At 55.9% G+C, this 19913-nt stretch carries 20 protein-coding genes; 7 read left to right on the forward strand and 13 right to left on the reverse strand.

Features of this window, described 5'->3' with window-relative positions; translation table 11 throughout:
• Positions 1–5: 5 nt before the first annotated feature.
• Positions 6–911: a non-homologous end joining protein Ku gene (gene ku / locus AC4LF3_RS08805; RefSeq protein WP_197870317.1), complete on the reverse strand. Its 906-nt coding sequence runs from the start codon at positions 909–911 to the stop codon at positions 6–8.
• A gap of 185 nt (positions 912–1096) precedes the next feature.
• Here ku and AC4LF3_RS08810 point away from each other — a divergent pair, with 185 nt between their 5' ends.
• The 4 genes from AC4LF3_RS08810 to nadE all read left to right on the forward strand — a co-directional run bounded on the left by AC4LF3_RS08810 (position 1097) and on the right by nadE (position 4191).
• Complete coding sequence (locus AC4LF3_RS08810) at positions 1097–2086, forward strand: XdhC family protein (RefSeq protein WP_491835111.1); 990 nt, start codon at positions 1097–1099, stop codon at positions 2084–2086.
• A gap of 1 nt (position 2087) precedes the next feature.
• Complete coding sequence (locus AC4LF3_RS08815; protein ID WP_491835112.1) at positions 2088–2765, forward strand: nucleotidyltransferase family protein; 678 nt, start codon at positions 2088–2090, stop codon at positions 2763–2765.
• Positions 2766–2849: 84 nt separating this feature from the next.
• Positions 2850–3353 carry a CinA family protein gene (locus tag AC4LF3_RS08820; RefSeq protein ID WP_010798092.1) on the forward strand — a complete coding sequence of 168 codons (504 nt, stop codon included), beginning with the start codon at positions 2850–2852 and terminating at the stop codon, positions 3351–3353.
• Positions 3354–3357: 4 nt separating this feature from the next.
• Positions 3358–4191, forward strand: coding sequence for an NAD(+) synthase (nadE, locus tag AC4LF3_RS08825; RefSeq protein WP_122042709.1), 834 nt, complete (start codon positions 3358–3360; stop codon positions 4189–4191).
• A gap of 52 nt (positions 4192–4243) precedes the next feature.
• Here the strand turns inward: nadE and AC4LF3_RS08830 are convergent, their stop codons facing one another.
• Both AC4LF3_RS08830 and AC4LF3_RS08835 read right to left on the reverse strand, forming a co-directional pair.
• Entirely contained in the window at positions 4244–4981 is a 738-nt protein-coding gene (locus AC4LF3_RS08830; protein ID WP_074825459.1) for a ferritin-like domain-containing protein, read from the reverse strand.
• Between the two features lie 9 nt (positions 4982–4990).
• Positions 4991–6157, reverse strand: a complete 1167-nt coding sequence (locus tag AC4LF3_RS08835; RefSeq protein WP_074825461.1) for a hypothetical protein — start codon at positions 6155–6157, stop codon at positions 4991–4993.
• Between the two features lie 556 nt (positions 6158–6713).
• Between AC4LF3_RS08835 and AC4LF3_RS08840 the strand changes: the two genes are divergently transcribed.
• A complete protein-coding gene (locus tag AC4LF3_RS08840) occupies positions 6714–7220 on the forward strand; it encodes a ferritin-like domain-containing protein (RefSeq protein ID WP_010798096.1) in 507 nt (168 codons plus the stop codon).
• A gap of 53 nt (positions 7221–7273) precedes the next feature.
• Here AC4LF3_RS08840 and AC4LF3_RS08845 read toward each other — a convergent pair whose 3' ends face one another.
• The 3 genes from AC4LF3_RS08845 to AC4LF3_RS08855 all read right to left on the reverse strand — a co-directional run bounded on the left by AC4LF3_RS08845 (position 7274) and on the right by AC4LF3_RS08855 (position 9818).
• Entirely contained in the window at positions 7274–8257 is a 984-nt protein-coding gene (locus AC4LF3_RS08845) for an NAD(P)/FAD-dependent oxidoreductase (protein WP_491835113.1), read from the reverse strand.
• Positions 8258–8384: 127 nt separating this feature from the next.
• Positions 8385–9119, reverse strand: coding sequence for a DUF421 domain-containing protein (locus AC4LF3_RS08850; protein ID WP_491835114.1), 735 nt, complete (start codon positions 9117–9119; stop codon positions 8385–8387).
• Positions 9120–9818 (reverse strand): DUF421 domain-containing protein, encoded by a 699-nt coding sequence (locus AC4LF3_RS08855; protein ID WP_312271098.1) that lies wholly within the window; start codon positions 9816–9818, stop codon positions 9120–9122.
• A gap of 155 nt (positions 9819–9973) precedes the next feature.
• On the opposite strand from AC4LF3_RS08855, the gene AC4LF3_RS08860 reads away from it, so the two are divergent.
• Together AC4LF3_RS08860 and AC4LF3_RS08865 are read left to right on the forward strand one after the other, a co-directional pair.
• Positions 9974–11839: a PAS domain S-box protein gene (locus AC4LF3_RS08860; RefSeq protein ID WP_491835115.1), complete on the forward strand. Its 1866-nt coding sequence runs from the start codon at positions 9974–9976 to the stop codon at positions 11837–11839.
• A complete protein-coding gene (locus tag AC4LF3_RS08865) occupies positions 11836–12192 on the forward strand; it encodes a response regulator (protein WP_019365010.1) in 357 nt (118 codons plus the stop codon). The genes AC4LF3_RS08860 and AC4LF3_RS08865 overlap by 4 nt, the downstream gene beginning before the upstream one ends.
• Positions 12193–12223: 31 nt before the next feature.
• On the opposite strand, the gene AC4LF3_RS08870 is transcribed toward AC4LF3_RS08865, so the two are convergent.
• From AC4LF3_RS08870 to AC4LF3_RS08900, 7 genes are all read right to left on the reverse strand, one after another.
• Entirely contained in the window at positions 12224–12898 is a 675-nt protein-coding gene (locus tag AC4LF3_RS08870; RefSeq protein WP_491835116.1) for a sulfite oxidase-like oxidoreductase, read from the reverse strand.
• Positions 12899–12911: 13 nt separating this feature from the next.
• Complete coding sequence (locus tag AC4LF3_RS08875) at positions 12912–14081, reverse strand: zinc-dependent alcohol dehydrogenase (protein WP_010798103.1); 1170 nt, start codon at positions 14079–14081, stop codon at positions 12912–12914.
• On the reverse strand, positions 14081–14941 hold the full coding sequence (locus tag AC4LF3_RS08880; protein ID WP_074825474.1) for an SRPBCC family protein: 861 nt from the start codon (positions 14939–14941) through the stop codon (positions 14081–14083). The genes AC4LF3_RS08875 and AC4LF3_RS08880 overlap by 1 nt, the downstream gene beginning before the upstream one ends.
• 135 nt (positions 14942–15076) lie before the next feature.
• Positions 15077–16426 (reverse strand): MFS transporter, encoded by a 1350-nt coding sequence (locus AC4LF3_RS08885; RefSeq protein WP_491835117.1) that lies wholly within the window; start codon positions 16424–16426, stop codon positions 15077–15079.
• Positions 16427–16805: 379 nt separating this feature from the next.
• Complete coding sequence (locus AC4LF3_RS08890; RefSeq protein WP_491835118.1) at positions 16806–17219, reverse strand: response regulator; 414 nt, start codon at positions 17217–17219, stop codon at positions 16806–16808.
• Positions 17220–17490: 271 nt separating this feature from the next.
• Positions 17491–19311, reverse strand: coding sequence for an IucA/IucC family protein (locus AC4LF3_RS08895; RefSeq protein ID WP_491835119.1), 1821 nt, complete (start codon positions 19309–19311; stop codon positions 17491–17493).
• Positions 19308–19913: a GNAT family N-acetyltransferase gene (locus AC4LF3_RS08900; protein WP_150347521.1), complete on the reverse strand. Its 606-nt coding sequence runs from the start codon at positions 19911–19913 to the stop codon at positions 19308–19310. Before AC4LF3_RS08900 ends, AC4LF3_RS08895 begins: the two co-directional genes overlap by 4 nt.

Genomic DNA, 19913 nt, shown 5'->3' on the forward strand with positions numbered 1-19913 from the left:
GTTCCTTATTTGGCTGCTTTACGGCCTTTGGGTGAGGCGGTACCTGACGAGCGTCGAGTGGTGCTGGTGCGCTTTGGTTTTGCCTTGGCGGGTTGGGCTTTTTCGTCGTCGTTCTCGGGCGGCGTGCGTGTGCCTCTCAGGCTACGTTTGAGCAGCTCGGTAAGGTCAATGACATCGGCCGTACGTTTGGGTGCTTCCTGTTCAGGCGCTTCAAGCGTTTCGAGCTTGCCCTCACGTACCTTGCGCTCAACCAGCTTCATGACGTTGTCTTCGAAGGTGTCATGGTATTGTTCTGGATCCCACGACTCGGTCATGTCTTCAACCAGGCGCTCGGCCATGTCGATCTCGCGCTTGGACACCTTGGCGTCCAGGTCTTCAAGGCCCACGTCCTCGGCTGAGCGAACCTCGTTGGCCCAGCGCAAGGTGTTGAGCACGAGCGTATCGCCCAAGGGCATGATCACAGCAAGGTGCTGCTTGGTGTGCATCACGACGTTGGCTACGCCAACCTTGCCGGTGCGTTTGAGTGTCTCTCGCAAAAGGATGTATACCTTCTCGCTGTGTTTCTCAGGAGATAGAAAATAGGGCTTTTCGAAGTGCAGGATGGAAATCTCGCTGGCCTCGACAAATGCCAGAATATCGATCGTCTGGGTGGCTTCCGGCAGGGCGTTGTGAATCTCCTCGTCGCTAAGCACGACATACTCGCCTTTTTCGTGCTCGATACCTTTGACGATGTTTTCCCGCGAGACCTCTTTGCCCGTATTCTTGTTGACGCGCTTGTAGCCCACCGGGTCCATGCTGCGCTTGTCCAGCCAGTCGAAATCGATTCCATGGCTGGAAGTGGCGGATACCAGGGAAACCGGAATATTGACCAGTCCAAAACTGACGGCGCCTTTCCAAATCGAGCGTGGCATACCGGTTACCTCCAGGTGTGTACTTTCCAGTTTTGAGTTGGCCGCTGCGTCCGAGGTTCCAAAGCGCCATGACGGACGGGGAACCAGATACGTTTCAAAGGCTCTACCCGTGACTGTCGAGGCAAAGCGCGCCTGCTATACACTGGCAGCGCATGGCCTCCTGGCTTACCGATTGAGTGAATTGAATGGATAGTGTGGATTCGAGCGTGTTGCGCAGCGCCTTGGCGTGGCGTCGGGAAGGGCATCGCGTTGTGTTGTTTACGGTGGTTCAGACCTGGGGAAGCTCCCCGCGTCCACCGGGTGCCATGTTGGCTCTGCGGGACGATGGTCGTACTGCCGGCTCGGTTTCTGGTGGCTGCATCGAAGATGATCTGATTGCACGCATGCATGATGGCCGGATTCCCGAAACTGGAATAGAACTCATCACCTACGGTGTGACGCAGGAGGAGGCCGCTCGGTTCGGGCTTCCCTGTGGCGGAACGCTGCGTTTGGTGCAGGAGCCTTTAGGTGATCCGCAGTGGATTGCCGATCTACTGAGCCGCTGTGACAATCACGAGCTGGTGGCCCGGCAGCTTGAACTTGGCACCGGAGCCGTTCAGTTATTTCCGGCGCAGGCGGACGACGCCTTGCATTTGGATGGGCAGACCTTGCGTGTCGTTTATGGCCCGCGTTGGCGATTGCTGTTGATTGGCGCAGGTCAGCTGTCCCGCTACGTTTCCGAAATGGCTCACATGCTGGATTTCGACGTGTTGATCTGCGATCCGCGGCAGGAATTCAACCACGGCTGGGAGACGTCAAAGGCGCGTTTCGTCCCGGGTATGCCAGATGATGCGGTGCTTTCCATTGTTCCTGATGAGCGGACGGCGATCGTGGCGCTGACTCACGATCCGCGTCTGGATGACATGGCGCTTCTAACCGCGCTCAAGTCCTCGGCTTTCTATGTCGGCGCGCTGGGCTCGTTGGGTAACAGTCGCAAGCGTCGGGAACGCTTGGCCTTGTTTGATTTGAGCGAGGATGAAATCGATCGCTTGCACGGCCCTATTGGCCTGCATATCGGTAGCCATACGCCGGCCGAGATTGCTGTTTCACTGCTGGCCGAAGTGGTCGCTGTAAAAAATGGTGTTGCGCTGACGCAAAAGAAACAGCCCAAGCCTGTTGTCGATCAAGTGGCCTGACGTGGCTGATTCGCTGTGCGTGATCGTGATGGCGGCCGGGCAGGGCAGTCGCTTTCGCGCCCAGGCCGGGACTGACAAGCTGCTGGCCAGGTATGAAACTGGGGTAGGCGAGTCGACCCTCGTGCTTCAGCAAACTTTGCGCAACCTCAAGGGTATCGGGCAGCGGCGGGTGGTCGTGACCCGACCGGATAATGGAGAGGTGGCGGCTCTCGCCAGACGCGAAGGCTTTGACGTACTGGCCGTACAAACCCAAGGGATGGGCGAAACACTGGCGCAGGCGATTGCGGCCGAGCCAAATCATCGAGGCTGGTTGATCGCCTTGGGCGACATGCCGTTTGTACAGCCGGAGACGTTCCGCCAGATAGCCGAGGCGGTGTCAGAGGACGTGATTGCCGTGCCGTTCTGCTCTCTAAAGAACAGCGTTTCACCAGCATCCAGTAATTCTCCAGACGGTACTCTGGTGGTCGGCACTCCGGTGGTCGGCACTCCGGTGGCCGGCACTCCGGTGGCCGGCAATCCGGTGGCGTTTGGCCGTCGTTACTTCAAGGCGTTGTGTGCGCTCACGGGCGACCGTGGCGGGCGAGGGCTGTTTGGGCAAGGTGAGCTACGCTGGGTAGAGTGCAGTGATCCCGGCATCTATCGTGACGTGGATGTGCCTGACGATTTGAAGCGCACCTGACGGTACGTAAGCTCTTTCCAATCGAACTTGCGCGGCGGCTGCCTTTCATAACGGAAATGCGCACTTCGTTTCGTGGGAGCATCCATGAGGTCAGATATCCAACCGGTTCTCGATTATTTGAAAGAGTACGACATGCTGCTGGTGACAGCCGAGTCCTGCACGGCAGGGCGGGTCATTCACCTGCTGTCTGAAATTCCAGGCAGTGGATCCTGTCTTGATGCCGGTTATGTCGTTTATTCTCCTGCTGCCAAGCAGCGTTTGCTGGGCGTTCACCCGTACACGATCGATACGTTCAACCTGACCAGTGAAGAGGTGGCGCGGGAAATGGCCATCGGTGCCCTGCATGACAGTGATGCAGCGGTCGCCATCTCTAACACGGGGCTTGCAGGCCCGGATGGAGTAGATGGAATACCCCCTGGCACCGTATGCTTTGGCTGGGGCTTTCGTTATCAGGGCGAGCTGGTAGTCTTCTCCCGAACCGAGCGGTTCTTTGGTGGCCGGGAGGACGTGCAATTGGCAGCAGCCGTCTACAGTTTGACGAATATTCCATTATTCCATGCACGACTATTACGCGGAGAGAGAGGCTAAACGCATGTCAGACGATTACGAATCCATTCAGCGTGACATTATCAAGGCACTCGAAATACCCACCGAATTCGATGCCCAGCGTGAGGCCGAGCTGCGTATCAAGTTTCTCAAGGATTACCTGATCAAGACCGGCATGGAAGCCTATGTGCTGGGCATTAGCGGAGGGGTAGATTCCTCGACTGCCGGCCGTCTCGCCCAGTTGGCCGTCGAGCAGGCTCGTAGTGAAGGTCACAACGCCCGCTTTATTGCCATGCGGCTGCCCTATGGCGTGCAGAAGGATGAAGAAGATGCCCAGCGCGCATTAGGCTTCATTCAGGCGGACGAGGTGCTGACCGTGAATATCAAGCCGGCTACCGACGGGATGCTGCAGGGCTTGCAGGACAGCAAGCTGGCCTTTCGTGATGAAGGGCAGCAGGATTTCGTCATGGGCAATGTCAAGGCGCGTCAGCGCATGATTGCTCAGTATGCGGTGGCGGGTGCCCGCAAGGGGCTGGTCATCGGGACTGACCATGGTGCGGAAGCACTGATGGGGTTCTACACGAAGTTTGGCGACGGTGCCTGCGACCTGACTCCGCTGCATGGGTTGAACAAGCGCCGTGTACGCATGATATGCGAATACCTGGGTGCGCCTGACAATCTTGTGCACAAGGTTCCCACGGCGGATCTGGAGTCACTGTCGCCCGGTAAGCCGGACGAAGAGGCGTTTGGCATTAGCTACGCCGAAATCGATGATTTCCTTGAAGGCAAGAAGGTCAGTGACCATGCCTATCAGGTTATTTTTAAATACTACAGCGGTTCGCATCACAAGCGAGCCTTACCTGTCACGCCGTATTCCTGAGACCAAACAAAAGGCCCGCATCATGCGGGCCTTTTGTTAAGGCAATGCTCAATCAGCTGAGCTGGGCCTTGAGTTCGTCACGCAACATCGTCTTGATCTTGACGAGGTGCTCTTCCTCATGACGCATGGGCACTTCGAAGCTGGAAGCAATATTGGGATGGTTCGCCTGGCGAGCCAGCTCGATCAGCAACTCCCATGCAGCATTGTCTGTCAGCTCGATGGTCAGCATGGCATTGAGGCATTGCGCCATGTTGGTTCTGGGGTCTGTCAGTACCTGGATAATTCCTTGAGCCATGGTGCCAGAGACATGGGCGCAAGGCGTCATGGCAGTAGGGTCCGCACCCAGTGTTTCGATGGACTCACGTAGCAGCTGCATGTGCTCGGCTTCCTGCTGTTGGATAGTCCTGAGCGTTTCTAGAAGTTCCGGACGGGCATCGGGTGCTGCGGCGACCTTGGCAATGAAGGCTTCATACAGACGAACCCCGGTGCGCTCGTAGGCCAGGCGCTCGCCTAGTTTGTCGAGAAGCAATTCAGGGTTTTTACCCATCATCTTGTCCAGGCCGGTTTTCAGTACGCCTTTCACCGAGCCGGGTGGAGGAACGGAGCCGACCTGCTCATCAATAGCTTCATGCTCACGAATGAACTTGACGCGCTCTTCAGTAATGCGTGAGGCATCGCCTGGGGGGATATCCTGGCGGAACTGCTCAGTAGCCTCAATTTGTCTTTTGGTGTCCTCGGGGGACATCTGTGTGCCGGTGCGATTCAACCCCATGGGTGCAGAAGTAGTCATGGCGAGTCCTCAAGGTTTACGGAAGAGTTCGGTACCGGGTGTCCAGATATAACCTGCCGAGGCAATATCCGCCGGAATACCCTCTGAGTTGAGGTGGTTGCGATAATCCAGAGAGGCCTTGTCTTCCTTCTCCTTCGGTACGTAGTGAATACCGTGGGCACGCAGGTCTATTTCTTTCGAAAGGGTCTCGCGCACAAAGTCGCGGTTGCGCTTCAAGGGGCGCATTTTGGGCAGCTCGCCAACCAGCACTTCAGCCGGGTCACGACGCTCGTATTTCTTGAACAGGTCACAGGCAAATTCCAGGTGGCCCAGTTCGTAATCCAGGAAGCGTTCCCACAGGGCCTTGATGCGCGGGTTCTCTTCCTGTTCGGCACAGCTCGCGTAGGCATACACTTCCATCGCCTCATGAACCAGCCATTTTTCCATGAAGGTTTCGCTGGCATCCATGAGGGACTCATATTGGGTCACATGCTGCTCTTCAACCGAAGCGATTTCTGCATACAGCGCGCGTGCAACCGGATCGGCAAACGTGTTGCCGATATTCATGTAATAATCGTGAGTCTGGTATTCCGAGCTGGTAATCATCGCCGCATGAATCTTGGTGATCAGCTGCGCGGTAGTTTTGTCATAGCTGTCGCGTAAATCGTCACTGGGGTTCCGGTGATGCTGGCTGGTCGGACGACCCGGAATGATGTCCGTGTACCCTTGCAGAATATTGTTCGGATCCTTCCCCTCCAGTCGGTCATACATGGCCGAGTAGCGATACAGGTGATCGAAGTCTTCCAGAAGTCCGAAGCGGTATGACTGTGCCTGGTAGGGATCAGGCTCGTTCTGGGCGACTGCCGCCGTGACTTCAATAGCCACCTGCTCGTAGGCAATGGTCGTTTCCAGCGGGGAGTGGTCACCGGAGATCAGCCAGTTGATGGCGGTAGCCTGATGCTGCTCTACCCGGCGGATATGGGCCAGATGAGGTTGCAGCTCCTTGTGGAACCGCGCGCCGATATGCTTGAGTCGAAGGGCCTCGGTTTCGATGCCGTTCATGAGAATGATGCGGATGCGAGTCGTAGCATCGTCATCCAACTTGCTGATCGGCCGAGTGGCCATTTCACGCCAGGTAAACCGCTGCTTATCCAGCGGCGTGCCTTTCATATCCAGAAGTCCAGCAAATGTATCCATCTTGTCCCCCAGGTTTAATCGCTTCGGGAGAGGGTTAATTCCCTTTATCGCCTTGTCAGTAATAGTCACGGTTGCACACAATAGTGGCACCTGAGGATGGACTCTTGAGGCGTCATAGCATTCCTCTTGCCACAAAATAACTGACCAGTGGAATGTACTTTGAGGAAACTTTATTTTTAGATTTGATTAGTCCATTTATGACTCAAGAGTCGACTAGGCTGTTGTATAAATCTTGTATAAATTCAGTCGTCTCGCTATAGACATATGGCGCTTCATTGCTAACAGAGCGCTCTAGAATGGGATTTGAAGGTATTATGTCTGTGGGTATGTATTTTTCAGTCGGTCATAATGCGATGGTTGGCGAGAACTTTGTGAGAAGGGCAGTTGACTAAACAGAAGTGGATAGCGAAGAAACTAAGGCGTTGTGCATTATTTAATACAAGAGTTGTAAAACTTTAAGTAATAACAGCCGCTTATGTATTTCGGATTTAGCCGCGTAAGTTGGAAAGTTCGCTTCGCTTAACTAACTTCTACCCTGACCAAAAGGTGAAGAGACATGACTACTCGTCAAGAACATCTGATCGACTGGCTCAAAGATGCCCATGGCATGGAACAGCAGGCAGACAAAATGCTGAAGGGCCAGCTGGAACGTCTTGAGAATTATCCTAAGCTCTCCGCCCGTATTCAGCAGCACATCGAAGAAACCCAGTCCCAGCTTCAGCTGATCGAAGGCTGCCTGACCCGTCTGGGGACCAGCCCCTCCACCATGAAGGACTTTACCGGTAAGTTCATGGCCATGGGGCAGGCGATGGGCGGCATGTTCATGACTGACGAAGTGGTCAAGGGGTCCATGGCCAGTTATGTCTTTGAGAACGTCGAGATCGCCATGTACACCGTGCTGATCTCTGCCGCCGAAGCGGCTGGCGATCTTGAAACCAAGCGAGTGTGCGAGCAGATCCTGCCGCAGGAAATTGCCATGGCCGAGTGGGTGAGAGAGCATCTGCCGGAAGTCACCATGGCGTTCATGGCGCGCTCCGAAGCCGGTGAAACTGCCAAGAAGTAAGTATTCTGTTGTATCGAGGGCCAACCATACGGTTGGCCCTTTTTGTTGCATGCTTACTGTGTCGGGGCCGCGTTCCGCGCTGTCCAGGGATTGGTCTCAAGACTGTTGTGAATGGCTGTCGAGCAGAGTGCAGCGTGGCCGGTCGCTACGCTGATCTGCTTGAGTGATTTGATGACATCGCCTGCGGCATACAGGCCTGGAATGGAAGTACGCAGGTGTTCATCAACAATTAATGCTCCCGTATCGTCGGCTTCGGCGCCCAGGCGTATGGCCAGCTCGGAACGGACTCTGGAGCCCAAAGACGGGTAAACGATGTCGAACCGATGGATCTCGCCCTTGCAGGTCCTGAGTTCTACCTGCTGGTCTTCCAGCAGGCGGATGCCTTCAACGCGATCAATGATCAGGCGAATGTCATAATGTTCGGCCAGAGCAAACGCTTCCTCACAGGCCTTTGGCTCTCCGTGTACGACAACGGTCACCCGATTCGTAAACGTGCGCAGGAATACAGCGTGTGAGATGGCACATTCTGCCTCGCCATACACCGCCACATTATCACCATTGATCTCGTAGCCATCACAGATTGAGCACAGGCGCACGGAAGATGCTGCAATGGCCTCGTACACACTAGGCATATCGGGCAATTCATCCTTTATACCGGTGGCCAGCAATACGCGACGCGTCAACACGCTCTGGCCATTGAAGAATACTTCGAAACCTTCTGGGCGCTGTTGAATGTCATCGACTCGGGCATTTTCGAAACGAGCACCATAGGTCGTTGCCTGCTCCCGCAAACGCTCCAGCAGACCTTTGCCCGAAATGCCGGGTGGAAAGCCAGGATAGTTATGAGAAAGGGGAATCAAGGCGGCACGACTGGCACCGTCGTCGACGATCAGCGTCTTGCGGTGAAAGCGTGCCAGGTAGATGGCAGCTGTAAGGCCCGCTGGCCCTGCACCCACGATAACGCAATCCAGCTCATCGGCTGCGCTGGCACCCGTAATGGACTCAGGTTGGTCAAATATCTGCTCATAATCTTTCATGATGGGGAGGCCCTGTTGCGTATGGTTAAGATCACACCCAGTAGGGCTGTCGACCACCTATGAGAAGTAGAAGGCTGCGCACGTTTGAAAGTTCTCCACAATTATTATTGTCTGGCGTGCGGTAGGATTACTCCGATGCTTTCTGATCGTCTTCTTTCTCCTGCATCTTTACTCCTAGACGCCTCACAGCGGGTAGCCATTCCTTGTTGCCGCAGCAGTCGCACTCCTGATCTTCAGGCGCAGGGTTGCACTCCGTTACGTGACCGCATCGTGAGCAGGCATAGTGGCTATTGACCTGGATACGCTCACTCATTTCATCGTCTGGCGTTGGCAGCAGCCAGAGTCCATAGTGCGGCGTACGGTATTTAATCAGGCTGAAGTGGCCGGATGACTCCAGGTAGACACGGCGAACCTCGCCCAGATGCTGGATATTCTGCGCGCGCAGCTCCGAGTGAATACGCTCGGGTGAGAGGCGGGCCTTGACCATGTTATCGATGACCAGACGGCCATCCTTGACGAGAATGGTTGAGTCCCCCTGGGTCGCCACTTCTACCGAGCGTCTCTTGAACGAAAGAAACGACAGGCCTCGCTGAAAAATCAGAGCCGTCAGCAAGAGGACCGCAGCAGGCAGGATGCCTTTTTCCGGTGTCTGCAGGGGCACACCAATCGCCGCACCCAGCGTAATCATGACGGCCAGTTCCGAGATGCTGAGTTGAGCGGCGACACGGCGGCCCATCATGCGCATCATCATGAGCAGAAGCAGGTAGATCACGCCGGTACGCAGCACCACCTCGATCATGAACGGCCACTGTGTTTCGCCCAGCAAAATACGGTGCCAATCCCAGGATGTAACGTTCAGCATTCAGTCCTCCAGCTCTACAGCGGCTGGCATCCAGCGCTCAGCCTTGCAGTAATCGCAGGCACATTGCGGTTCTTGCTGAGTCTTGAGTGTGTACCCGCAGCTCGTACAGGAAAAATGGTCCCGGCTGGCTACTGCTTCCCGCAACTCGGTGTCGATCTCCGGAATAATAGAAAGCCCAGGGCAGGGCTGGTCAGTCAGTACGATGGAAATGGAGCCGGAAGGCTCGATATAGACGCGGCTGAGCTGGCCCAAGTGCTGAATGTTGCGCATGCGCAGTAGTGCAAAGATTTTTTCCCGAGACAGGACAGTCTTTCGCAAGACCTCCAGTTCCAGTCGCCCATTGGTGATGGCAGTCATCACACTACCCGAGACGGCATGGTTTACCTTGGGATGGCGCATGGTCAGACGCGCAGTTACTCGCTGAAAGATGATGACGCCTGCCATGATGATCAGAGGCGGCAACATGCCGCGCTCCTGCGCTTGCAGCGGTACACCAATTGCACCGGCCAGGGTAACGACTACGGAGAGTTCGAAGAGCGTATATTGGGATGCCACGCGCCGCCCGAGGAGCCGCATGGCCATCATGATCAGAACATAGGTTAGCCCAGCCCGGATAACCACTTCTATCAGGAACGTCCAAGGTGTTTCGCCGATGAGAATGCGGTGCCAGTCTGCCAGGGAAAATTGCTTAGCTTGCATAACGGCCTCAACATCAATACGCCATGTTTGAAGCAGGGAAGGGCAAATCGGTTCGCTTGTTCCGACGAGGCGATAATCCTTTGATCGGTTAATGACCGTTTGTCGAGACGGGCATGACGCGCTTAAGGCACAAAACTGTAAAATACCGACCTTTTATGGCCGGCTTGTTGAGCACCTCCTGGATTATGAACTGCACGCTGGAAGTCTCTTCCCCTGATCCTGCTTCAATGCCACCGCTATCGTCAGATATCTTGAACGACATGGTCTTCGAGCTTCTGCCTGCCGCTGCGTTCGTGTGTGACGCGACGGGAGCCATTGTTCGCTACAACCGCAAGGCGGCAGAATTGTGGGGACGGGAGCTCGTTCCTGGTGAAACCTATTACATTGGAATCGACCGGGTTTTCCATGCCGACGGGCGCGTGATGCGACCAGAAGAGTCACCCATGGCCAGTGTGCTGCGCTCCGGCACTCCGGTGCGCGATCATGAGCTGCGAGTCCAGAACTTGACGGGGCAGGAGCGTTGGGTGCTAGTTAACATCTCGCCGATTTTCGATGCGGTCGGACAGATCCAGGGCGCCATCAATTGTTTTCAGGACATCACCGAGCGCAAGGAAAGCGAGCGAAGACTGCAGGAAAGTCAGGCTTTTCTACAGGCTATCGTTGATGCAACGCCCGAGTGCATCAAGATCGTAACCGAAGACGGCTCGCTGATGCAGATGAACGGGGCCGGCCTTGCCATGATTGAGGCCGACTGCCTTGAAGCGGTACAGGGGTCTTGCGTATTCGATCTCATCGTGCCCGAGCATCGGGAGATATGGATCGCGAATCACCTGCGCGTGTGCAACGGTGAGCAGCTCAGCTGGACCTACGACATCATTGGCTTGGCTGGCTCCCGGGTAAACATGGAAACCCATGCGGTTCCGCTGCGCCTGCCGGATGGTCGTAGAGTTCACTTGGCCGTGACCCATAACATCACCCAGCGGATAAAAGACGAGCAAGCCGTGCGCGAAAGCGAGCGGCATTTGAGTGAGCTGCTCGATGGGCTTGCCGTGGCCGTTTACACCACCGACGCGAAGGGTTACCTGACCTTCTACAACGAAGCCGCAGTGGAGCTTTGGGGGTATCGTCCCCGATTGGGTAAGGCCCAGTGGTGCGGCTCTTGGAAGATGCAGTGGCCGGATGGTCGTGAGCTGAACCATGATGAATGCTTCATGGCTGAAGTACTTAGCGATGGTAAGGCCATACAAGGTGGAGAAGGCTTTATTCTGCGGCAGGATGGCTCGCGTGTTCCATTCGCGGCGTACCCGTCCCCCTTGCGTAACGCGAAAGGTGAAATCACCGGCGCCGTCAATATGTGTGTGGATATCAGCCGGCACAAGAAGGCGGAGGCTCAGCAGCGCGAGCTTATCAATGAGTTGAACCACCGGGTGAAAAACACGCTGATGACGGTGCAGTCCATTGCAACCTATAGCCTGCGTAGCGCAAATGCCGAGTCTCGATTCCGCGAAACATTCGATGCCCGTTTGCTGGCTTTGAGCAAGGCCCACGACCTGCTGACCCATGAGCAATGGCAAGGGGCTCAACTCCGAGCGGTAATCGAGCAGGAGATTGCGCCTTATACTGAGCAGGAAAAGTCTGACCGCATTGCGCTTTTTGGCAGTGATTATGCGTTTGAGCCCCGAGAAGCACTGGCCTTGGCCATGGTCTTTCATGAACTTATCACCAATGCCGCAAAATACGGTGCACTCTCCGTCCCGGAAGGGCGCTTGCAGCTGGAGTGGTATGTCGGTAAAGATGAGCATACGGGGCATGATTGCCTGGAACTCAGCTGGCTGGAGCGCGACGGTCCCACTGTCGAGACTCCCCAGACCAAAGGCTTTGGCTCTCGCCTGATCGATCGCAGCATTACGCGTGAACTGAAAGGGCGCGTCGTAACCACATTCGTACCGCAAGGCCTCGAATGTCACCTATCCATCCCGCTGTTGTGCCTGCAGGTCAGGCCCAAAGGAAGCTTCGTTTGACCACTACCCGTAAACGTGTCCTGCTTGTCGAAGACGAAACACTGATCGCCATGCTGCTTGAAGATATCCTGGATGAGCTTGGCTACGACGTGGCAGGTAGCGCGGCTGATTTTGATGAAGGCATGCGGCTGGCCAGCTCAGAAACCTTCGATCTGGCCATTCTGGATGTGAATGTAGGTGGGCGTGAAATTTTTCCGATTGCCGAGCAGCTGGCCGCGCGCGACATCCCCTTTATGTTCTCTACTGGTTATGGGGCCTACGGGTTGCCGGAAGAGTGGAAAAATCGGCCGGTTCTGGCCAAGCCGTTCAAGCCTGACGATTTGGAAAGGGCATTACAGGCCAACTTCCCTTGATGAAAACAAGAGTGAGTGATGCCTGAAGGCATCACTCATCGTCGGAATAGCGTTCTTCCTGCCAGGGATCACCACGATTGTGATACCCGCGCTCTTCCCAATAGCCGGGCACATCGCTGACCCGAAACTGGATTCGCCTGATCCACTTGGCACTTTTCCAGAAGTACAGGTGGGGTACGATCAGGCGTACCGGCCCGCCGTGCTCGGTTGAGAGGGGATTACCTTCCCAGGAGTGGGCAAGCAGGGCGCCCGGAGCTGCGAAATCCTCCAGCGTCAGGTTGGTGGTATACCCGTCGTTGGAGTAGAGCAGTACAAAACGCGCGTCCGGGTGCGGCTGTACACGATCCAGCAGGTCCTGTGTGGTTACGCCCTGCCATTGATTGTCGTAGCGAGACCAGCTGGTTACACAGTGAATATCACTGACCAATCGAGACTGGGGTTGCGCCATGAAGGCATCCCAGTTCCAGTTCTGCGGGTTTTTCACAGCGCCGATCACGTTTAGCTGCCAACGTTCCCGAGTAACGGTTGGCCTGACGCCCAAGTCCAATATGGGCCAGTTCTTGATCAGGTGCTGACCGGGCGGTAAACGCTCCTCTTCAGGCCGTGAAATACGGCCTGTCAGATAGCGCCCCTCACTGACCCAGCGCTCTTTTGACTGGGTCAGCTTGGTGGGTTCTGGAGGTGAGTGATCCTTCTCGTCGTCCATGCACAACTCCCATTTACGGCATGAATACCGCGCGCATGCAGTCCTCGGTCTTTTCCTTGAACATGGCATAACCGCGCGGTGAATCTTCCAGACTCATCGGGTGCGTCAGCAGGTAGGACGGATCCAGCTCGCCTTTCTGAATGTGCTCGAACAGCTTATTGGCATACCGCTGGCCGGGCTGCTGGCCGGAGCGAACCGTAAGGGCTTTGTTGACGATGGCGCCCATGGGGAATTTGTCCAGGAGGCCGCCGTAAACGCCCACCACGGATACCGTCCCGCCTTTGCGACAGGCCCGAATGGCCTGACGAAGCACAGTACCGCGCTCAGTGTGCAGGTGCATCAGTTGTTTAGTCTTGTCGTATACATAATCCAGCTCGGTGCCGTGTGCTTCCATGCCGACGCAGTCGATGCAGCGGTCTGGCCCGCGCCCACCAGTCAGCTCCAGCAAGGCTTCGTGGACATTCGTGGTTTCGTAATTGATGGTAATCGCCCCGGCCTTTTTCTCGGCCAGTTCAAGGCGAGAGGCGAAGCGGTCGATAGCAATCACCCGCTCGGCACCCATCAGGTAGGCGATGCGAATAGCCATCTGGCCAACACCACCACAGCCCCAGACGGCGACAGTATCGCCCCGCTGGATATCAGCATTATCAGCAGCAAAATAGCCAGTCGGCGCAGCGTCCGACACAAAGACTGCCTGCTCATTGGTAACGCCGTCGGGCACCTTGAACAGGTTGACGTCGGCAAAGGGCACCCGGATATACGTCGCATGGCTTCCGGCATATCCGCCAAAGGCATGGCTGTAACCAATAATGCCGCAGCACGGTTGGCCGTAGGCCAGATCTGTCGTTTCCGGGTTCGGGTTGGAGTTGTCGCAGCAGGAAAAATCGCTACGCTGACAGTGTTCGCAGTTGCCGCACCCTATGATGGAAATGGTAACAACGCGATCACCCTTCTTGAATTGGCTAATGCCGGAGCCAACTTCAACTACCTCACCCATGAATTCATGACCGATGATGTCTCCCGGCTTCATGGCCGGCACGTAACCGCCCAGCAGGTGAAGGTCGGAGCCGCATACCGATGACATGGTGACGCGAAGAATGACATCGCGTGGATTAACGATTTCCGGGTCCGGTACGGTTTCTACTTGAAGAACGTTAGGGGCTTGCCAGGTGAGCGCGCGCATCAGTAAGCCCCTCCCTGACGAGTCTCATCGGTATGTGACGCGATGGTGCGCGGCTCGCTGATCACTTCGCCTTCCAACGGTACGGTTGCTGACACTTCATCCACCGGGACCCGTTCGACAGCACCTGTTCTCATGAGGCTGTTGGTAATCTCGCCGGTCTCCAGGAGCTGCTTCAGGCGACGCAAATCAAGATTAAGCTCACGTCCCGAGAATTGGCTGATCAGACTGGCTGCGGCATAACCCACCCGGCCGGCTGGCGGTTCGCACGCCAGAACGACCTGCAACTCCGTTCCCATGCCGTTAGGGGCATCTCTGAAGGTGAGGGTGGCTTTATGCTGAAGGTATGCCGTGGATTCGGTGCTCCAGACAATACGTTCCTGCGGAATCTCTTCCTCCAGGAACGCATTCCATTCTACTGTCCGATTCTGTGGGCCTACCGCAACCCAGCGATAGTGAGTGGCGTCCATCTGCTGGACGCGTTCGAGGCGACGCAGGAAGAGGGGGAGATTTTCAATGCTGCGTACGAAGTCGTAGACCTCGGCACGCGGTTTGCCAATGGTAATCGTGCGGGAAATTGCTTCGGCATTGGTCCAGCCGTACTCTTCCTGCAGAAGCGATTCGTATGGCGTAGGCGTAAGCGCTGCCTTGGCCTTGCAACGACCAGTGACGCCACGGGCTGTTACCAGTGCGCCCAAGGCCATTTGTGCCAGCCCCAGAAGACCGCCACGGCGCAGGCCGCCTGCCAGGAGTAAGCCACCACCTACAAGGGAAAGGGTGCGCTCGGTTCCCTGTACATTAGGCTCATTGAGTGACTGCTGGGACTTGCGTGTGGCCATTAGTGGTTCATGCAGGGCTTTCATCGTGTGTTATCTCCATATAGAACCAATCGGTATCTAAAGGGGACTCCACTGCGAGACGTCCTGTTCCCTGGTCGTTACAAAGGCTGACAAACGTTCAGGCGATGGACAGGTTTGCCGCCTGACGCTGAAAGCGTCTCAGGTGGTTATGCTGGTCAAGGAAGCCGTCTCCGCAGCGGGCACACGCCCGGTTACCTCGCTCAGCTCAACCTTTGACGTCTCGGGTAGCAGCAGACCTCCGATCAACGCCATTACGGATATCGCGATGAGATAGAACGCTGGTGCCAGGTTGCTACCGCTCTGTGCAATCAAATAGGTTGCCATGAGAGGCGCAGTACCGCCGAAAACGGTATAAGCCATGTTGTAGGTAATGGCTGAGGCGGTGTAACGCGTCCGGGTGGGGAAGACTTCTGACAGCAGTGCAGCGGTGACGACACCGGACAGTACCGCTCCGACGGCCAACAGCAGTACACCCAGAACCGACAGCAGCAGGTTGCCTGAGCTGGCCATCCAGAACGACGGATAGACCACAACGATCAGTAAGGTACAGGTTGTAAATACTGTAGCCTTGCGCCCGACCCTGTCTGAAAAGAGACCTGCGAATGGGCATAGCATGGCTGCAAAAACCAGGGCAATGACGGTAACCAGAAGGGCGGAGGCGCGATCAAGCCCACCGGCTACCTGCAGGTAAGTCGCAAAGTAGGTTGTGAACATGTAGAAGGACAGGGCCGTTACGGAAATAAACGCGCCCAGCCGACAGATAGCTCCGCCATTGGACTTTAGCGTTTCACGCAGTGGCGCATGTGCTACTGCGTGTTGAGCCTCGACAGACTGGAACGCCGGGGTCTCGCCTAGCCGCAACCTCAAATATAGGCCTACGAGGCCCAGAGGCGCTGCAATAAGAAAGGGTATACGCCAGCCCCAGCTGGCCATGGCGTCTTTGGTAAGCGTAGCATCCAGACCGTAGGCCAATACGGCTGCACAGGCAAAGGCCGAGAACGTCGATACGGGTACGAAACTTCCGTACGTGGCGCGTTTTTCCCGTGGTGCATGCTCCATGACATAGGCGCAGGCACCAGCGTATTCGCCTCCGGCCGAGAATCCCTGGACGCATCGGATAACGGTCAGCAGTAGCGGAGCGGCCATGCCTATGGCGGCATAGGTAGGTAACAGGCCTATCAGCGTCGTGGCACCGGCCATCATCAGGATTGTCAGGGCCAGTATCTTCTTGCGGCCGATCCGATCGCCCAGCATGCCGAAAACGATGCCGCCCAATGGCCGGAAGGCAAAGGCGACGGCGAATACGGCAAAGGTCTTGAGCAAAGCGGCTTTCGCGTCGCCGCTGGGAAAGAATTGCTCGGCAATGATCGTTGCAAGAAAGCCATAGATGGCAAAGTCGAACCACTCGACGAAATTACCGATCGAGGCGGCGGCAATGACTTTTCGCAACGTATGGGTGTCGACGGAACCGGATGCTGCCTGGGTCATGATCACGCTCCAGAGGAAAGGGATTCGCAACGGGCAGGAAAGAGCAGGCGCACGGATTATTAGGATAGTGAGGATAGGTGGCCTGGTGGTATCAAACGCTACCGTTCTGAACTGTAAAGGCGGTTTCCCAGGCACAGTGGTCTGCCACCGACCCTTACTATTGAGCAGGCGACATGTGGGTGGCAGTGTCTCTCATCATGGCGGTCTGCTCGGAAAGGTAATGTCGACCGGCACTGTCATAGCGTGTCACTTCCACAAGTAGTGGAAGTTCGTCTTGCTCGGAAAGAGGAAGGGTAGGCAAGGGCAAGACTGCGCGCTTGGTCTCTTTAACGGGCGCTCAAAACAAGCGAATTAGTCCTACTGTGGCCATAGGCTTTATTCAAAGACTGACGGATGTTTTATTTAGCATCTGGATAATGGCTTTTTTCATTTGCACCAGATCCCATGGTTTCTGCAGATAAAGCATGCCGTCTGGTAGCTCAGGAATGGTCTCCAGATCACGTCCGGTGGTTACAATGACTGAAAGACCTGGCCAGCGTGCGCCAATCATGGTTGCCAGCTCGGCGCCCTTGATCTGCCCAGGCACCAGATGATCGGTGACGACCAGAGAGGGCTTTTCACCTGCACTGAGCATGTAAACCAACGCATCATCAGCCGTCTCGAAGCTGCTGACACGACCGCCCAGTTCTTCCACGAAGCCCGATAAAATACTTTGCAGAAGTGGATCATCTTCAATCAAGACAAGCCAGTGGCCTTCAAGCAAAGCTTTAGGCTCTTCGATAACACCATTCATAGCTTTGCCAGCCCAGATCAGACGCGCTTCATGCGCAATCCCTTATTTTCTCAAATTTCAGGACGCTTCGCTTTATGGGTGGACGAACGTACACCTGTAAGTTACTTGATCCAATTAACACAACGCGACATCAGCAGTGATGCAGAAGGTGTTACACCCTAAGCGCACCGCGTGAAGATGCCATTAACAGGTGCAACATCTAGGTGTTTCTGCAGTTTCTAATCCTGTCCGCTACGGCTGTCTGTGCAGGCAGCCGTAGCGGATTTATTCGCTAACGCTTAAATGGTGCGATCGGATTGATCAAGGTTCCGGCAAGCTTCAGGTTTCCAGCCGGATCTGCCAGATTGACCATCTGTTGGTTGTTGCCCAATTGAAGACGGTTCAGGCAGGAGCGGATGAACTCGGGCGTAAACAGGTCGTATCGGGCAAATTTCTCGGCATATTGAGGGTGGCTCTGCTGATAGGTGCTGACGCACTCGGCTACCAGCGACCAGAAACGGTCTTCAGCGTAGTCGGCTTTTTCCACCAGAATGGCGCTCATGTAGCGGAAGAAGCAGTCGAACACGTCGGTGAAAAGCGACAGGACTTTCAGCTCTTCGGGTACCGAGACGGCCAATCGCTTGATCTTTTCCGGCAGCTTGGCATCAGGGTTCAGCACGGCGATTTCTTCCGCAATGTCTTTCATGATTGCCCGCGACGGAACGTTGTTATCCAGTACCAGAATCAGGTTCTCCCCGTGAGGCATGTACACTAGATCGTGAGCATAGAAGCAGTGCAGCAGGGGCGTCAGGTAGGCGTTGAGATAGCGGCGCAACCAAGTGTCTGTATCCACGCCGGAGGAGGCAATCAGCGCCGTGAGGAGCGAGTCTCCCTGGGCGTCCAGATGCAGCAGCGAGGCCATCGTCATCAGGCGTTGGCCGGGCTTTAGTTGTGGAACCGGACTTTCGCGCCACAGGGCGGAGAGCATCTTCTTGTAAGGGGTATCGTTGACCAGTGCCGTCTCGTAGTAGTGGTTGCGATAGCCCACCGAGGCTACTTCACGCAAGATGCTGAAGCCGTTTTCGGTCAAAAACGGATCGCTTTCAATCAATGCTTTCAGCCACTCGTTGATAGCAGGCGTCGCCAGCATGTAGTAAGGCGACAGACCGCGCATGAAGCCCATGTTCAGAATGGACAGTGCCGTTTTCACATAACGCTTTTCAGAGTGGCTTGCGTTGAAGAAGGTGCGGATCGACTGCTGCGCCAGGTACTGATCCTCCCCATAGCCCAGACAGACGATATTGCGGTTGGCAACATCGGCCGAGAAGGCCATAGAAAGCTTGTTGAACCACTGCCACGGGTGAGCCGGCATGAAGAGGTAATCGTTCGGATTCAAGCCTTGTTCGGTCAGCTGAGCAGTGAAATCGGCAACCGTCTGGCTGCCTAGTTCCTCTTCGAGCAGGCGCTCATAGCTCAGGTCCGATAACGATGAGAACGTTGCCTTGGTCTTGCGTACAGCCAGCCAGACCAACTGGATCGGGGAGGCGGCTTCAGGTGCATAGGCACGGTAATCGTTCGCGTCGAAGCCCATGCGGCCATTGTTCGCGACGAACCCCGGGTGGCCTTCCATCATACCGGTTTCTACGGACTGGAAGTCAGCGCGGGTGAGTTCTTCTGCAGTTAATCCTGGTTTGGCATGCTTGTAGGCGCTGCCATACAGCGTGCTGCTGATCTCGTCCAGATAGACCGGCATCATGCTTTCCTGAATACCCAGTTGATCCTTGAACTCGATGATGAACTCCAGCGCATCCAGCGGCGCAGCGTTGCCGTCCTGCGTCTTTTCGATCGAGGCGGTGTCGATCAGCCAATGATCAAGCGCCAGCTTGCGAGCTCGGAAGCGGTACTCCAGTGCCGGATTGCCATTGTCCAGACGGTAATGCTCCCAACCGTTTTCAGACGCGATCAAGGCCGGCTCGATAAGCTTTTCATGGGCAAATTCCGCCAGGGCTTTGCGCACGAGCAGGCGATTGACCTTGCTCCAACGTTCGGGGGTCAGGTGCAATGCGGCTTGACCGGGCGTGGCGGTGGGCAGAGTAGTGATCATCTGGTTCATGGGCGGTTCTCCATTACAAGGCTGGCGGCGTAGTGTTCGCGAGTGCAGAAGGCAAGGTGGGCAGTTTTTTCGCCCAGTTGAATGACACGGTCGTACTCGAAACCGACACGCTGATTGAGCACGTGGATCTTGTCGTTACGGACATCGGGCTCGACGACGACGCGGCGGGCAAAGGGATCGCTGAAAATGAATTCCATGATGGTTCGCATCACGGCCAGGGTGAAGCCTGAAACAGGTTTCTCGCAGGGCGCGACGAGAAAATGCATGCCCCGGTCACCGGGCTTCACGTCGTAGTGCTGGCCTACCGGGTCATGAAGCGGCATATAGCATTCGACCAGGAAAGCCGGTGCGCCATCATGTAAACCCAGGTAGGCGTTGGCATGAGGAGAGGCCATGAGGTCGCGGTAGAATGCTTCCACTTCTGCCTGGGTCGCATTCTGCATCCCCCAGAAGCGTGCATAATCGCGAGTCAGCCAATCATGTAGTCGCGCCGTATCCTCTGGCAGGCTGAGTGGACGCAGGCTGAAGTGGCCGAGTCCATGCTGTGGCTTGCTGAAGCACGGGCGTGTATCGATGGGTGTTTGCAAGGCAATGGCAGTCAT

Source organism: Pseudomonas sp. C2.3V (assembly GCF_058536325.1).